Origin of the sequence: Methylibium rhizosphaerae (genome assembly GCF_006386545.1) — a bacterium.
Classification (GTDB): Bacteria; Pseudomonadota; Gammaproteobacteria; order Burkholderiales; family Burkholderiaceae_C; genus Pseudorivibacter; species Pseudorivibacter rhizosphaerae.
Window position 1 is genome coordinate 51,533 of record NZ_SWAR01000015.1, and the last position, 13,955, is coordinate 65,487.

At 69.7% G+C, this 13,955-nt stretch carries 14 protein-coding genes; 10 read left to right on the forward strand and 4 right to left on the reverse strand.

All coding sequences use genetic code 11. The features are described 5' to 3' along the window. Window positions 1–48: 48 nt before the first annotated feature. The 7 genes from E8D38_RS12845 to E8D38_RS12875 all read left to right on the forward strand — a co-directional run bounded on the left by E8D38_RS12845 (window position 49) and on the right by E8D38_RS12875 (window position 7,010). Window positions 49–1,080: a TRAP transporter substrate-binding protein gene (locus E8D38_RS12845; protein WP_140630700.1), complete on the forward strand. Its 1,032-nt coding sequence runs from the start codon at window positions 49–51 to the stop codon at window positions 1,078–1,080. Window positions 1,081–1,147: 67 nt separating this feature from the next. Then, entirely contained in the window at window positions 1,148–1,642 is a 495-nt protein-coding gene (locus E8D38_RS12850; protein WP_140630703.1) for a TRAP transporter small permease, read from the forward strand. Further along, window positions 1,639–2,964, forward strand: coding sequence for a TRAP transporter large permease (locus E8D38_RS12855; protein WP_140630707.1), 1,326 nt, complete (start codon window positions 1,639–1,641; stop codon window positions 2,962–2,964). The genes E8D38_RS12850 and E8D38_RS12855 overlap by 4 nt, the downstream gene beginning before the upstream one ends. 51 nt (window positions 2,965–3,015) lie before the next feature. Beyond that, window positions 3,016–3,264, forward strand: a complete 249-nt coding sequence (locus E8D38_RS12860) for a hypothetical protein (protein WP_140630709.1) — start codon at window positions 3,016–3,018, stop codon at window positions 3,262–3,264. A gap of 33 nt (window positions 3,265–3,297) precedes the next feature. Then, entirely contained in the window at window positions 3,298–4,542 is a 1,245-nt protein-coding gene (locus E8D38_RS12865; protein ID WP_140630712.1) for a cation:proton antiporter, read from the forward strand. Between the two features lie 108 nt (window positions 4,543–4,650). Continuing rightward, entirely contained in the window at window positions 4,651–5,868 is a 1,218-nt protein-coding gene (locus tag E8D38_RS12870; protein ID WP_140630715.1) for a 6-phosphofructokinase, read from the forward strand. A gap of 107 nt (window positions 5,869–5,975) precedes the next feature. Beyond that, complete coding sequence (locus tag E8D38_RS12875) at window positions 5,976–7,010, forward strand: isocitrate/isopropylmalate dehydrogenase family protein (RefSeq protein WP_140630718.1); 1,035 nt, start codon at window positions 5,976–5,978, stop codon at window positions 7,008–7,010. On the opposite strand, the gene E8D38_RS12880 is transcribed toward E8D38_RS12875, so the two are convergent. After that, window positions 6,997–7,869 carry a TetR family transcriptional regulator gene (locus E8D38_RS12880; RefSeq protein ID WP_181179109.1) on the reverse strand — a complete coding sequence of 291 codons (873 nt, stop codon included), beginning with the start codon at window positions 7,867–7,869 and terminating at the stop codon, window positions 6,997–6,999. The genes E8D38_RS12875 and E8D38_RS12880 overlap by 14 nt on opposite strands. A 173-nt stretch (window positions 7,870–8,042) precedes the next feature. Between E8D38_RS12880 and E8D38_RS12885 the strand changes: the two genes are divergently transcribed. Next, complete coding sequence (locus E8D38_RS12885) at window positions 8,043–9,356, forward strand: PEP-CTERM sorting domain-containing protein (protein WP_181179110.1); 1,314 nt, start codon at window positions 8,043–8,045, stop codon at window positions 9,354–9,356. Here E8D38_RS12885 and E8D38_RS12890 read toward each other — a convergent pair. Beyond that, entirely contained in the window at window positions 9,285–10,037 is a 753-nt protein-coding gene (locus E8D38_RS12890; protein ID WP_140630724.1) for a ProQ/FINO family protein, read from the reverse strand. The genes E8D38_RS12885 and E8D38_RS12890 overlap by 72 nt on opposite strands. A 102-nt stretch (window positions 10,038–10,139) precedes the next feature. On the opposite strand from E8D38_RS12890, the gene dbpA reads away from it, so the two are divergent. Further along, window positions 10,140–11,570, forward strand: coding sequence for an ATP-dependent RNA helicase DbpA (dbpA, locus tag E8D38_RS12895; protein ID WP_140630727.1), 1,431 nt, complete (start codon window positions 10,140–10,142; stop codon window positions 11,568–11,570). After that, window positions 11,567–12,826 (forward strand): DEAD/DEAH box helicase, encoded by a 1,260-nt coding sequence (locus E8D38_RS12900; RefSeq protein ID WP_140630732.1) that lies wholly within the window; start codon window positions 11,567–11,569, stop codon window positions 12,824–12,826. The genes dbpA and E8D38_RS12900 overlap by 4 nt, the downstream gene beginning before the upstream one ends. 128 nt (window positions 12,827–12,954) lie before the next feature. On the opposite strand, the gene E8D38_RS12905 is transcribed toward E8D38_RS12900, so the two are convergent. Beyond that, window positions 12,955–13,632, reverse strand: coding sequence for a methyltransferase family protein (locus tag E8D38_RS12905; RefSeq protein WP_140630736.1), 678 nt, complete (start codon window positions 13,630–13,632; stop codon window positions 12,955–12,957). Beyond that, window positions 13,613–13,852 carry a DUF2933 domain-containing protein gene (locus tag E8D38_RS12910; RefSeq protein WP_140630739.1) on the reverse strand — a complete coding sequence of 80 codons (240 nt, stop codon included), beginning with the start codon at window positions 13,850–13,852 and terminating at the stop codon, window positions 13,613–13,615. Before E8D38_RS12910 ends, E8D38_RS12905 begins: the two co-directional genes overlap by 20 nt. Between the last annotated feature and the right edge of the window lie 103 nt (window positions 13,853–13,955).

Below are 13,955 nucleotides of genomic sequence, written 5' to 3' on the forward strand. Positions count from 1 at the left end.
CGAAGCGGCGAGACTCGCTGCCATTCGCTTGCAACCCAGGAGACTCGAATGACCCGATTCCTCAAGCAGGGCCTGGTGGCCGCGCTCGCCCTGGCGGGCGCTGCGGCGGCCGGCGCCCAGGAAGTGACCCTCAAGTTCAACCACATCTGGAATCCCACCGCGATGGCGTCGGTGCGGGTGATCCAGCCGTGGTGCGACAAGGTCGCCGCCGAATCGGCCGGCAAGATGAAGTGCCAGGTGTTCCCGGCCATGTCGCTGGGCGGCACGCCGCCCCAGCTGGTCGACCAGGTGCGTGACGGCGTGGCCGACCTCGTGATCACGCTGCCGGGCTACACCGCCGGCCGCTTCCCGGTGATGGAGGTCTTCGAGCTGCCCTTCATGACCAGCTCGGCCGAGGCCGGCGCGCAGGCGGCCTGGGACTTCCACCACAAGTACGCCGCCAAGGAATTCCCAGGCACCAAGCTGCTGGCCATGTGGGTCCATGACGAAGGCTACGTGCACACCCGCGACAAGCCGGTCAAGACCATGGCCGACTTCAAGGGCCTGAAGATGCGCGCGCCCACGCGGCAGACCAACAAGCTGCTCACCGCCCTGGGCGCCACGCCGGTGGGCATGCCGCTGCCGGCGATTCCCGACGCGGTGAGCAAGGGCACGATCGACGGCTTCCTGCTGCCGTGGGAAGTGATCCCGTCGGTGAAGCTGCAGGAGATGGTGAAGTACCACAGCGAGACCGACCCGTCCCGCCCGGCGCTGTACAGCGCGGTGTTCATCTTCGGCATGAACCAGGCCAAGTACGACAGCCTGCCGCCCGACCTCAAGAAGGTGATCGACAACAACAGCGGCCCGCAGCTCACGAAGCAGATCGGCAAGATCTGGGACGAGAGCGCCGCACCGGGCCGCAAGAGCGCCACCGACCGAGGCAACAACTTCTACATGATCCCCGCGGCCGAACTCGACAACTGGATCAAGGCCAGCGCACCGCTGTACGACGACTGGGTGGCCGACATGAACAAGCGCGGCCTGCCGGGCAAGCAGATGCTCGACGACGCCCGCGCCCTGCTGGCCAAGTACAAGAAGTAAGCGACACGCGCAGCAGGGAGCAGGGGGCGCGGCCTGGGCCGCGCCCTTCGTTGAGGAGAGAGTCTTCATGCCGGTCTTCTTGCGCCGCCTCGCGGTGCTGTTTGCCATCGCGGGCTGCCTGGTGGCCTGCGCAACGGCGCTGACGACGGTGACCAGCGTCACCGGCCGCGCCACGATGTCGGCGCCCATCCAGGGCGACGTCGAGCTCACCCAGCTGGGCATCGCACTCGCCATCGCGCTGTGCCTGCCATGGGCGCAGCTGCGCGGCAGCAACATCATCGTGGACTTCTTCACCCAGGCAGCGCGCGAACGCACGCTGCGCTGGCTCGATGCCCTGGGCGCCTTCCTGCTTGCTCTGATGGTGGGCGTGCTCGCCTGGCGCACCGCCGCCGGCGCGCTGGCCGTGCACGAAGCCCAGGAGACCACCATGATCCTCGGCCTGCCCATGTGGTGGAGCTACGCGGTGCTGGCGCCGGGCTTTGCGCTCACTGCGGTGATCGCGCTCGTGCAGGTGGTGCTGCACCTCACGGGCCGCGAGATCCATCCCGGGGCGCATTCATGAGCGGAGGAACGATCGGCCTCGTGATGTTCGGCGCCATGCTCGCGCTGATGGCCATTCGCGTGCCCATTGCCGCGGCGATGTTCATTCCCGGTGCCGTCGGCTACTGGGCCATGACCAACGACCTCGCGCTGCTCAACGCGCTCAAGGGTTCGGCGGTGGCGCGGCTCACGGTCTACGACCTGAGCGTGATTCCGCTGTTCCTGCTGATGGGGCAGTTCGCCACGCAGGGCGGCTTGTCGCGGGCCTTGTTCAAGGCGGCCGCGGCCTTCGTCGGCCACATCCGCGGCGGGCTGGCCATGGCGGCCATCCTGGCGGCGGCAGCCTTCGGCGCCGTGTGCGGCTCCTCGGTGGCCACCTCGGCCACCATCACGCAGGTGGCCTACCCGGAGATGAAGGCCCACGGCTACCACGGCCGCCTCTCCACCGCCGCGCTGGCCACCGGCGGCACGCTGGGCATCCTCATTCCGCCGTCCGTGCCGCTGGTGGTGTACGCCATCCTCACCGAACAGAACATCGCCAAGCTGTTTGCCGCGGCCATGGTGCCCGGGCTCATCGCCACGCTGGGCTACGTGGTCGTGATCAGCCTGTACTGCCGCGTGCGCCCCGAGCTTGCCACCCCGAGCGAGCCGCTGCCCTGGAGCGAGCGCATGCGCGCGCTGCTGGGCGTGTGGCCCATTGCACTGATCTTCGTCGTCGTGTTCGGCGGCATCTACGGCGGCGTGTTCTCGCCCACCGAAGGCGCGGCGGTCGGCGCGGTGAGCACCTTCGTGCTCGGCCTCGCCAAACGCGAACTCACGCTCGAAGGCGTGAAGCGCAGCTTCCTCGGCACGGCCGAAACCTCGGCCATGGTGTTCATGATCTTCCTGGGCGCCGACATGATGAACTCGTCGCTCGCCCTCACGCAGATGCCCGCGCGGCTGGCCGAGTGGGTGGGCCACCTGCAGGTCGACCCGCTGCTCATCGTGGCCAGCGTGCTCGTGTTCTACGTGGTCCTCGGCTGCGTGATGGACGAGCTGTCCATGCTGCTGCTCACCATCCCGGTGATCTTTCCGACCGTGATGGCGCTCGACCTGTGGGGCCTGGCGCCCGAAGCCAAGGCCATCTGGTTCGGCGTGCTGGTGCTGTGCACGGTCGGCGTCGGGCTCATCGCGCCGCCGGTGGGGCTCAACGTCTACGTGGTCAACAGCATGGCGCGCGAAGTGCCCATGAGCGAAACCTACAAGGGAGTCTTTCCCTTCCTCGCCAGCGACACGGTGCGTGTGGTGCTGATGCTCTTCTTCCCGGCCATCTCGTTGTGGCTGGTGAACGTGCTGTTCAAGTAGTCCGCAGGTCGTCGTGGTGCCCATGGGCACGGGGCTTGCCGGTTCAGCCGCATGAAGCCCCGCCCGCACAAGCCCGGCCCCGGCGCCGGCAACTCCGCTTCCGACTCCGCGGCCGTGTCACCCGGCCGGGCCGCGCAGTCGCGGCCCGGTGCCGACGAAGGCGCGGCACAAGGTTCCGACTGGCTGCAGGAGCGCAGGCACGACGGCACGCCGCCGCCGCCGGGCGTCGACGTGTCCAGCGAAGCCGAGCAGGCCCGCAACAAGGCGCGCGTGCGCGAGTCGAAACGCGGTTCGTACTGACGCACCGGCGCCGCGGCGCTGCGGGGTGACGCCATGCTCGTCTGGTGGTTCGTCATCGTCGGCGCGCTGTTGATCCTGATGGCGCTGCTGGCGGCCTATGTGGAACGGCTGCCGCTCAATGCCGCGGTGATCTATCTGGCCATCGGCTATGCGCTCGGCCTGCCGGCCGCCGGCATGCTGCAGGTCGACGCGCTGGCCGATGCCCGCACGCTCGAACTCGCGTTCGAGGTCACGGTGCTGATCTCGCTGTTCACCGTGGGGCTCAAGCTGCGGGTGCCCTTCGCCTACACCTTGTGGCTGCTGCCCATTCGCCTGGCCACCGTGTCGATGCTGCTGACCATCGCGCTGGTCGCGGCCGCCGCCTGGTGGCTGGCGGGCTTGCGCTGGGAGCTCGCGCTGCTGCTGGGCGCAGTGCTCGCGCCCACCGACCCGGTGCTCGCCTCCGACGTGCAGATGCGCGACCCGGCCGACAAGGACCGGGCGCGCTTCAGCCTCACCGCGGAGGGCGGCCTCAACGACGGCACCGCCTTTCCGGTCGTGATGCTCGCGCTGTACCTGCTGCAGACGCAGGACGAGGGCGGCGGTGCCTTGCTGCTGCGCTGGTTCGCGTTCGACGTGGTGTGGGCGGTCGCCTGCGGCCTGGCGGTCGGCTGGGGGCTGGCGCAGGCGGTCGGGCGGCTGGTGCTGCGGCTGCGCAGCCATGTCGCTGCACCAGAAGGGCTGGAGATGTTCCTGTCGCTCGGGCTCATCGCCTTCAGCTACGGCGTGGCGCAACTGCTCGACGGCCTGGGCTTCCTGGCCGTGCTGGCCGCGGGCGTGTCGATGCGGCGCTTCGAGGTGCGCGCACGCGAGCGCGGGGTGGCGGCTTCGGACCGGCGGGCCCCGGTGGAAATGGTCAACGAGGTGGTGGGCATCAACGAGCGCATCGAGCGGCTGGCCGAGCTGGGCGCCGTGCTGCTGATCGGCGGCCTGCTGGCCGCCGGCAACTTCAGCTGGTTGGGGCTGGCCCTGGCCGCGCTGCTGTTCTTCGTGGCCCGGCCGCTGTCGGTGTGGGCGGTGCTGCGCAGCGAGCGCACCTCGCGCGCGCAGCGCTGGATGGTGGCCTGGTTCGGCGTGCGCGGCGTGGGCTCGATGTACTACCTGATGTATGCCGCCGGTCATGGCATCGACGCGGCGGCTGCCCGGGAGCTATCGGCCATCGTGGTCACGGTGGTGGCGGCCTCCATCGTGGTGTACGGCATCACTGCCACCCCGCTGATGCAGCGCTACCGGCCTTAGCGCGTCGTTACCGGCCCCGGGCTCCTAGCGCCACTGCCTATTGGTCGAAGCGTCCCCCGTGGGCAGAATGCCTCGCGTCGCGTTCACCCAATCCCGAAAGGACCCGCAATGGCATCCGGCAGCAAGATCCTCGTGGCCCAGGGCGGCGGCCCCACGGCGGTGATCAACCAGTCCCTCGTGGGCGTGGTGCAGGAGGCGCGGCGCTTTGCCGGCATCGACCGCGTGTACGGCGCGCGGCACGGCGTGCGCGGCATCGTCGACGAGGAGTTCTGGGACCTCACCCAGGAAACCCACCACAACCTCGAACTGGTGGCGGCCACGCCGGCCTCGGCGCTGGGCTCCACCCGCGACAAGCCCGACCTGAAGTACTGCCAGGAGATCTTCAAGGTCCTGAAGGCGCACGAGATCGGCCACTTCTTCTACATCGGCGGCAACGACTCGTCGGACACGGTGCGCATCGTGAGCGAAGAGGCGGCCAAGGCCGGCTACCCGCTGCGCTCCATCCACATTCCCAAGACCATCGACAACGACCTCGTCGGCAACGACCACACGCCGGGCTTTCCGTCGGCGGCACGCTTCGTCGCGCAGGCCTTCGCCGGCGCCAACCTCGACAACGCCGCGCTGCCGGGCGTCTACGTGGGCGTGGTGATGGGCCGGCATGCCGGCTTCTTGACCGCCGCGGCGGCGCTGGCGCGCAAGTTCCCGGACGACGGGCCGCACCTCGTGTACCTGCCGGAGCGCACCTTCGTGCTGGAGGACTTCCTGACCGACGTGAAGGCGGTGTACGAACGGCTGGGCCGCTGCGTGATCGCGGTCTCCGAAGGCATCCACGACGCCTCGGGCGAGGCCATCGCCACCCGGCTCGCCGGCACGGTGGAGCGCGACGCCCACGGCAACGTGCAGCTGTCGGGCACCGGCGCGCTGGCCGACCTGTTGTGCGACGAGATCAAGGACAAGCTCAAGATCAAGCGCGTGCGCGGCGACACCTTCGGCTACCTGCAGCGTTCCTTCCTCGGCTGCGTGTCCGACGTGGACCAGCGCGAAGCCCGCGAGGTGGGCGAAAAGGCGGTGCAGTACGCCATGTGGGCCGGCCAGGACGGCTCGGTGGCCATCCGGCGCAACGGCTTCTATTCGGTGGCCTACGAACTGCAGCCGCTCGCCGCCGTGGCCGGCAAGACCCGCACGATGGAAGACGACTTCATCACGCCCGAGGGCAACGACGTGACCGACCTGTTCCGGCTCTACCTGCGGCCGCTGCTCGGCTCGGGCATGCCCGATGCCCACCGGCTGAGCGGGCATGCGGTGGCCAAGGTGCTCAAGCGCTAGGCCCCCCGGACGCATCGGTCCGGTAAGGGATTACCGAAAGGTGACTGACAGGCGCTGGCCCTAAGCTTGCTGGTCTTTTGCGATCAACCACCACAGCGACGCCTGTCATGTCCAACAAAACCATTCCTGCCACGCTGATCCCTGGAGACGGGATCGGCCCCGAAATCGTCGATGCCACGCTGGCCGCGCTCGATGCGCTGGGCTCGCCCTTCGAATGGGACCGGCAGGTCGCCGGCCTGGGCGGCATCCAGGCGGCTGGCGACCCGCTGCCGCCTGACACGCTGGCCAGCATCCGCCGCACGCGCCTGGCGCTGAAGGGCCCGCTCGAAACGCCTTCGGGCGGTGGTTATCGCAGCTCCAACGTGCGCCTGCGCGAGGAGTTCAAGCTCTACGCCAACCTGCGCCCGGCCCACACCATCATCCCCGGCGGCCGCTTCGACAACATCGACCTGGTGGTGGTGCGCGAGAACCTCGAAGGCCTGTACATCGGCCATGAGCACTACGTGCAGATCGACGACGACCCGCATGCGGTGGCCATGGCCACCGGCGTGAACACCCGCAAGGGCGGCATGCGGCTGCTCGAGTTCGCGTTCGAGCATGCCCTCGCCACCGGCCGCAAGAAGGTGACGATCGTGCACAAGGCCAACATCATGAAGGCGCTCACCGGCATCTTCCTGGAGTCGGCCCAGCAGCTCTACGAGAAGAAGTACAAGGGCCGCATCGAGATGGACTCGGTGATCATCGACGCCTGCGCGATGAAGCTGGTGCTCAACCCCTGGCAGTTCGACGTGCTGGTCACCACCAACCTGTTCGGCGACATCCTCTCGGACCTGGTGGCCGGCCTGGTGGGCGGCCTGGGCATGGCGCCGGGCGCCAACATCGGCGCCGACGCGGCCATCTTCGAGGCGGTGCACGGCTCGGCGCCCGACATCGCCGGCAAGGGCATCGCCAACCCGACCGCGCTGCTGCTGGCCGCCGCGATGATGCTCGACCACGTGAAGATGCAGGACAAGGCCACGCGCCTGCGCCAGGCCATCAGCGACACGCTCAACGTCGACAAGGTGCGCACCGGCGACCTGGGCGGCAGCGCGAAGACGGCCGAGTTCACCCAGGCCCTGGTGGCGCGCATCAAGAACGCGTGAGGCCCTCGCGCGGCTGGATCGGCCCGCCGCGATGCGGCGTGCCCGGTGCGCTGCGGCCGGGCCAGTAGGCCCCGGCATAGCCGCGGTAGGGGTTGCCGTACACCGGGCGCCCCGCGGCACGGTGCTCGGCCATGAAGGCCTCCACCGTCTCGGGCGTGCCGCCCTTGAACATCTCCTTCAGCACGCCTTCGGGCAGCAGCGCGCGGTAGCGCACCGGCAGGCCGGCATAGGCCGCGCCTTCAGCCAGGTCCAGCGGCGCCTCGGTCGGGTCGAGGAAGCGGCTTTCGCCGAACTCGCTGTCATGGTGGGCCCGCACGCGCTTGGCCGCATCGAGGATGCCCTCGACCACGTCGCTCAGGGTGCGCCCGCTCATCTTGGCCTGCCATGAGGCGCGCAGGAACAGCAAGTCGTGCGGGTCCACACCCGGGCAGCGGCCCTGGTAGGCGGCGGTGAGGCAGTGGTCGCTGGCGGCCAGCAGCCGCTGGGTATCGGTGGGCTCGCGCTCCAGCAGCATGAGTACCTGGCCGAGCGAGGAGCCCTGCAGGTAGTCCTCGGGCGCCGCTTCGTAGCCCGGGTCGCCGGGGTTGTGGTGGTCCACGCGGGCCATCGGGTCCCAGTCGCCGAGCTGGCATTCGACGAACACCGTCGGCGCCTTGGGCGGCAGCACCCGCGGCCGCGGAATCTTGTCGAGCCCCACCTGTACCACGCCATCGGCGCTGTAGGCATTGGCGGCGGTGCAGCGCCGGCCCTTGCGGGCCGCATGCATCCACGGCCGGTGCTCCGCATCGAGCACGCGCTCGATCTCGCGCATCTCGGGGTCCTGCGCGCCGAGGATGAAGGTCCAGTCCTTGTCGATCATGGCTTGATGGCTTGTCCAGGTCGGAGCCGCGGCGCGGCATGGCGGTTCCACGGGCTGCAAGGTGGAGGTTTTCGAAGCAACGGTAACAGTGTCTTTCCCGTCGTCACCTCGGGCTCACCGGCTTCCTATAGTCGCCCTGGGGCATGGGGCAGCTCTGCTCACGGGAGAGAACCATGAAAACCGATTGCCGGCGCTGGTGCCGGTCGACGATGTATGCCCTGGTGGCGCTGGGTGGCGGCCTGCATGCCGCAGCGCAGGCGCAGCCCGCCGGCCTGCATTGGGAGGGCGTACGCATCGAGGCGGCCGGTTCCTCCCGCGTGTACGGCGCCGCGCTCAACAACCTGGGCCAGGTGGTCGGCGACGTCTACTACGGCTCGGGCAGTGCGCAGCCCTTCGTCTGGCAGAACGGCCAGATGCAGATGCTGCAGCCGTTCGGCAGCGGCTACGCCAGCGCCACCGGCATCAACGACCGCGGGCAGGTGGTGGGCTGGTACATCCCGGTGGGCTCCGAGGTCAACCCTGATGTCATCAACAACCAGGGGTTCCGCTACGACGGCAGCAGCGGCGGCTACACGCAGGTAGGTCCGGTCGGGGCCCGCTATGTCACGCCGGCGCGCATCAACGAACGCGGCGACATCCTCGGCTACACATCCAACCCCTCGCTCGACCCCAACGCCGGCGGCCGCGGCCTGGGCTTCGTGCAGCGCCCGGACGGCCAGGTGTCGCTCATCCGCCACGGCGACGTGGGCATCGTGCCCCTGGACATGAACCAGCACGGCGTGTCGGTGGGCTACCACGAGGGCAACGTCGGAGAGGGCTACGTGTTCGGCGCGAACGGGACCTTCACCACCATCGGCGGGCCCTACAGCCGGGCCAATGCCATCAACGATGCCGGCCAGATCGTGGGCCAGACCGACGCGCAGGACGGCAACTTCGGCCAGCGAGCCTGGGTCTACAACGAGGGCTCGGGCCTCACCAACCTGGGCACGCTCGGCGGCGGCAGCTCGTGGGCGCTGGACATCAACAACGCAGGCCAGATCGTCGGCGCCTCCACCGTGGGTGCGACGGGCGGCTCGCATGCCTTCCTGTGGGACAACGGAACGATGACCGACCTGGGCACGCTGGGCGGCGAAAGCAGCGAGGCCTTCGCCATCAATGCCCGCGGCCATGTGCTCGGCCGCTCGCAGGTGGCCGGCGGCGACTGGCACCTGTTCTTCTATGCCGACGGCCGCATGAGCGACCTCACCGCCTGGCTGGGCGAAAGCTTCAACGACCTGATGGAGGTCCACACGCACGTGGCGTTTCTCAACGACATGGGCCAGGTGCTCGCGCTCGGCTCGCTGGACACCAACAACATGACGCTGGTGTCCACGCTCATCACGCCGGTGCCCGAGCCCGAGGCCTATGCGCTGCTGCTAGCGGGCCTGCTTGCCCTTGTGGCCTTGCGCAGGCGAGGGCCGGTCGTCGCCGCCCCGGCCGCCGCCTGACGACGACGGCTTGTCCTGGCCGGGCCGCCGGTCGGCGCGCCGCTCCTGCGGAGGGCTGCCGGGCCGGCTGCGCGGGCCGCGCCGATCGTCGAAGGCGCGGCGTGGCTCCATCGGCGGGCGTTCCTGCGCTTCGCGGCGTGCCAGCTCGAGCAGGCCGTCGAGTTCTTCGGGGGCCACGCCCTTGAGCGCGCAGAAGTTGGCCGGCGTGAGGGTGGTGCGCTCGAAGTCGCGCAGCAGCGCGGCGCGGTTGCGGCGCTGCTCCTCTTCGAGCTGATCGCGCGCCTGGCGGTTGGCGCGGCGGCGCGCCAGTTCGTCGGCGGCCACCTTGCGGTGCTCCTCGGTGATCTCGCCGGCCGGGTTGCCGTCGAGGTCGAAGCGGTGCCGTGCCTTGGTCAGCGCCACCAGGTAGCTGGTGCCGCCGGTGTATCGGCGCAGGAAGGCCGACAGCGCCTGCTTGGTGAAGACGCCCGGTGCGCGCTCCTGGATGTCGGCCTGGATGCGCAGCTTCAAGGGCTTGGCGCCGCCGCCGAAGAGGGCAGGGAAGGTCTGCTTGAGCAGTGCGGCCGCGTCCGCCGGCGCTTCGCGCTGTTGCGAGGCAGGTGCGGCAGCTGCGAGCGGCTCTTGTTGTTCGTCTTGCTGCACCTGCGGTTGCGGTTGCGGCTCGTTGGGAGAAGTGGACATGGACGGCGGACCGGGGAAAAAAGAGCCCGTATTGTCTGCGCGTCGCGGCCTTTGCTCCAGTGGCCGGAAATCACGCCAGGGGCGAAGCCCGACAATCGGCGCATGACCGCATCCTCCGACGGCGCTTCCTTCACCGGCCCCGCCTTTTCGACCCTCCCCCTCGCAGACCATGTGCTGGCCAACCTGCAGCGCCTGGGCTACGAGCAGATGACTCCCATCCAGGCGGCGAGCCTGCCGCTGGCGCTGGCCGGCAAGGACCTGATCGCGCAGGCCAAGACCGGCAGCGGCAAGACGGCGGCCTTCGCGCTGCCGCTGCTGGCCAACCTCAACCCGCGGCGCTTCGCGGTGCAGGCCCTGGTGCTGTGCCCCACGAGGGAGCTCGCCGAGCAGGTGTCGCAGGAGGTCCGGCGCCTCGCGAAGGCCGAAGACAACATCAAGGTGCTGACGCTGTGCGGCGGTGCGACCATGCGTCCGCAGCTGGCGAGCCTCGAGCACGGCGCGCATGTGGTGGTGGGCACGCCCGGCCGCGTGCTCGACCATCTCGAGCGCGGGTCGCTGGCGCTGGACGCGCTCAACACGCTGGTGCTCGACGAAGCCGACCGCATGCTGGACATGGGCTTTGCCGACGACATCGCGGCCATCGCCCGGCACTGCCCGCCCACCACGCAGCGGCAGACCCTGCTGTTCTCGGCCACCTACCCGGACGACGTTGCCCGGCTCGCCGCCCGCTACCTGCGCGACCCGCAGGAGGTGAAGCTTGCCGAGCGCCACGACGCCAGCCGGATCCGCGAGCGCTTCTACGAAGTGAAGGAGAGCGAGCGGTTGCATGCGGTGGGCCTGCTGCTCAACCACTTCAGGCCCGAGAGCACCCTGGCTTTCTGCAACACCAAGCAGCAGTGCCGCGACCTGGTGGCCGTGCTGCAGGCCGAGGGCATCGTCGCGCTCGAGCTGCACGGCGACCTCGACCAGCGCGAGCGCGACCAGGTGCTGGTGCAGTTCGCCAACCGCAGCTGCAGCGTGCTGGTGGCCACCGACGTGGCCGCGCGCGGGCTCGACATCGCGCGCCTCGAAGCCGTCATCAACGTCGACATCACGCCCGAGGTCCAGGTGCACACCCATCGGGTGGGCCGCACCGGCCGTGCCGGCGAGTCGGGCCTGGTGTTCAGCCTCGCCAGCATGGAAGAGATGGGCCGGGTGGGCCGCATCGAGGAGATGCAGGGCCGCGAAAGCGTGTGGCATCCGCTGGCCGAGCTGACCGCGGCCGCGGCACAGGACGACGCCTCTCCGGGGCCGCTGCGGCCGCCCATGGTCACGCTGCAGATCCTGGGCGGACGCAAGGAAAAGATCCGCAAGGGCGACGTGCTGGGCGCGCTCACCAAGGACCTCGGCTTCGACGCCGCCTGCATCGGCAGGATCGACGTCAACGACTTCTCCACCTACGTGGCGGTGCGGCGCGACGTGGCCGATGCCGCCCTGCGCGGGTTGAATGGCGGCAAGGTGAAGGGCCGCTCCGTGAAGGTGAGGCGCCTGTGACGTCGGTTCCCGAGAACTCGCCGTTCGCCGCACTCGGCCTGTCGGCGGCGCTCGTTGGGGCCGCCGTCGAGCGTGGTTATGGCGAGCCCACGCCCATCCAGGCGGCCGCCATTCCGCTCGCCTTGCAAGGGCGCGACGTGATCGGCTGCGCCCGCACCGGTTCCGGCAAGACGGCCGCCTTCGCGCTGCCCCTGCTGCATCGGCTCGACACCCGGCGACCCGCGTGGCGGCGCACCTATGCCCTCGTGCTCGTGCCGACCCGCGAGCTCGCCATGCAGGTGGGCGAGACGATCCAGGCCTTGTCCCGGCGCATGGCCCATCCGGTGAAAGTGGCCGTCCTCCATGGCGGCGTCTCGATCAACCCGCAGATGCTCGGGCTGCGCGGCGGCGCCGAGGTGGTGGTGGCCACGCCGGGTCGGCTGCTCGATCTCGTCGACCGCCATGCGGTCAAGCTCGACGACGTCAACCTGCTCGTGCTCGATGAGGCCGACCGGCTGCTCGACGAGGGTTTCGCCGACGAACTCTCACGGCTCACGGCGCTGCTGCCGGCGCGCCGGCAAGGGCTGTTCTTTTCGGCCACCTTCGCGCCGGCGGTGCAGGCGCTGGCCGATGCGTTGCTGCGCGATCCGGTGCGCGTGGATGCGCCCGCAGCGCCCGACGCCGGGCCGGCCGCCATCGAGCAGCATGCGGTGGAGGTGGACCCGGCGCAGCGCACGCCGCTGCTGCGGCATCTCATCGAGCAGGGCCGGTGGTCGCGTGTGCTCGTGTTCGTGGCCACGCGCTATGCCAGCGATCATGTGGCCGACAAGCTGCGCCGCACCGGCATCGCGGCTGCCGCCTTCCACGGCGACCTCAGCCAGGGCGCTCGCAACCGCGTGCTGGCCGACCTGCGCAGCGGCGCGTTGCGGGTGATGGTGGCCACCGACATGGCAGCGCGCGGCCTGCACATCCCGGACCTCGGCGTGGTGGTCAACTACGACCTGCCCCGATCGCCGGTCGACTACACGCACCGCATCGGCCGCACCGGCCGGGCCGGTGCCACCGGCCTGGCGGTGAGCTTCGTCAGCGCCGCGACGGAGGCTCACTTCCGGCTCATCGAGAAGCGGCAGCGGCAGCGCGTCACGCGCGAGCGCATCGCGGGCTTCGAGCCGCGAGAGGCATCACCGCCTGCACCGGCGCCATCCAACGGCGGCATCAAGGGCCGGCGCAAGAGCAAGAAGGACAAGCTGCGCGAAGCGGCGGCCGGCGGCGGCTGAAACGGCGCGCACCGGAAGGCGCGCGCATCCGGCTAACGAGCGATGGCAAAGGCCACCACCAGCCAGAGCCCCAGCGCCGCGAGGCATGCGCAGCGCCCAGCACGATCGCGCCCAGTCCGGCGGCGAGCTCAGCGCCCCGTGCGGCTGCCGAGCGGCCGTGCATGGTCGTCGTCCTTCGCGAAGCGGGGAAGGAAGCGCGGTGTTGCCTGCGCGTACTCGCGCCACGCGTCGCCGAAGGCCTGCTCGGAATCGTGCTCCTCGGCGATGGCCAGCCGCACGTACATCGCCACCAGCACCGGGAACATCGCCAGCGTCAGCAGCGTGGGCCACTGCAGCAGGAAGCCGAACATGATGGCGACGAAGCCGATGTACTGTGGATGCCGCACGTGCCGGTACGGCCCTGAACGGGCCAGCTGGTGAAGCCGCTGCGCGTGGTACAGCACATGCCAGGACTTCGACAGCAGCGCGAAGCCGGCGAACAGGAACACGAAGCTGAGCAGGTGCAGCACGCCGAAATGCGGGTCGCCCTGCCGGCCCGAGGCCAGCCACCACAGGTGCCCGGCCTCGTGCCCGAACAGGTTGACTCCGGGGAACTTCGAGCCCAGCCAGCCAGAGAGCAGGTAGATGGTCAGCGGAAAGCCGTACATCTCGGCGAACAGCGCGACGACGAACGCGCTGTAGGCGCCGAAGCTGCGCCAGTCGCGCAGGTTCAGCGGCCTGAAGAAGCTGTAGGCGAAGCCGATGAAGATGAACGAGTTGATGGCCACCAGACCCCACAGGCCGTAGTCATTGCCGGTGTTGTTCATCGTCGCTGCTCCGATGTGGTCCGTGCCGGTGACCGTGGCCGTGATGCATGAACACATGCATCAGCGGGCAGGCCAAGAGCAGCAGGTAGGGCAAGGCCCCGAACAGGTGCGCGGTGTGCTCGGTGGCGAGGTAGAAGCCGCCAACGGCTGCGGCGACCAGCAGGGCCGCGCCGGCGGGAGACCTCCAGAACGAAGGGGCTTGCTGTGGGGCAGGGGCCATGGTGTGTCCTCCAGGCTGTGTCGCGTGTCAGCTTCGCAGCAAGCGCACCGGGCTGGATTGACGACCGTCAAACGAGCAGGCCGGCACGGTCCTTCGCATCGGC

Bases quoted from the DNA above. Each gene is read 5' to 3' on its own strand.
- E8D38_RS12865 (WP_140630712.1), top strand. From the start codon at position 3,298: ATGCTCGTCTGGTGGTTCGTCATCGTCGGCGCGCTGTTGATCCTGATG.
- dbpA (WP_140630727.1), top strand. From the start codon at position 10,140: ATGACCGCATCCTCCGACGGCGCTTCCTTCACCGGCCCCGCCTTTTCG.
- E8D38_RS12850 (WP_140630703.1), top strand. From the start codon at position 1,148: ATGCCGGTCTTCTTGCGCCGCCTCGCGGTGCTGTTTGCCATCGCGGGC.
- E8D38_RS12885 (WP_181179110.1), top strand. From the start codon at position 8,043: ATGAAAACCGATTGCCGGCGCTGGTGCCGGTCGACGATGTATGCCCTG.
- E8D38_RS12905 (WP_140630736.1), bottom strand. From the start codon at position 13,632: ATGAACAACACCGGCAATGACTACGGCCTGTGGGGTCTGGTGGCCATC.
- E8D38_RS12845 (WP_140630700.1), top strand. From the start codon at position 49: ATGACCCGATTCCTCAAGCAGGGCCTGGTGGCCGCGCTCGCCCTGGCG.
- E8D38_RS12860 (WP_140630709.1), top strand. From the start codon at position 3,016: ATGAAGCCCCGCCCGCACAAGCCCGGCCCCGGCGCCGGCAACTCCGCT.
- E8D38_RS12870 (WP_140630715.1), top strand. From the start codon at position 4,651: ATGGCATCCGGCAGCAAGATCCTCGTGGCCCAGGGCGGCGGCCCCACG.
- E8D38_RS12880 (WP_181179109.1), bottom strand. From the start codon at position 7,869: ATGATCGACAAGGACTGGACCTTCATCCTCGGCGCGCAGGACCCCGAG.
- E8D38_RS12875 (WP_140630718.1), top strand. From the start codon at position 5,976: ATGTCCAACAAAACCATTCCTGCCACGCTGATCCCTGGAGACGGGATC.
- E8D38_RS12855 (WP_140630707.1), top strand. From the start codon at position 1,639: ATGAGCGGAGGAACGATCGGCCTCGTGATGTTCGGCGCCATGCTCGCG.
- E8D38_RS12910 (WP_140630739.1), bottom strand. From the start codon at position 13,852: ATGGCCCCTGCCCCACAGCAAGCCCCTTCGTTCTGGAGGTCTCCCGCC.
- E8D38_RS12890 (WP_140630724.1), bottom strand. From the start codon at position 10,037: ATGTCCACTTCTCCCAACGAGCCGCAACCGCAACCGCAGGTGCAGCAA.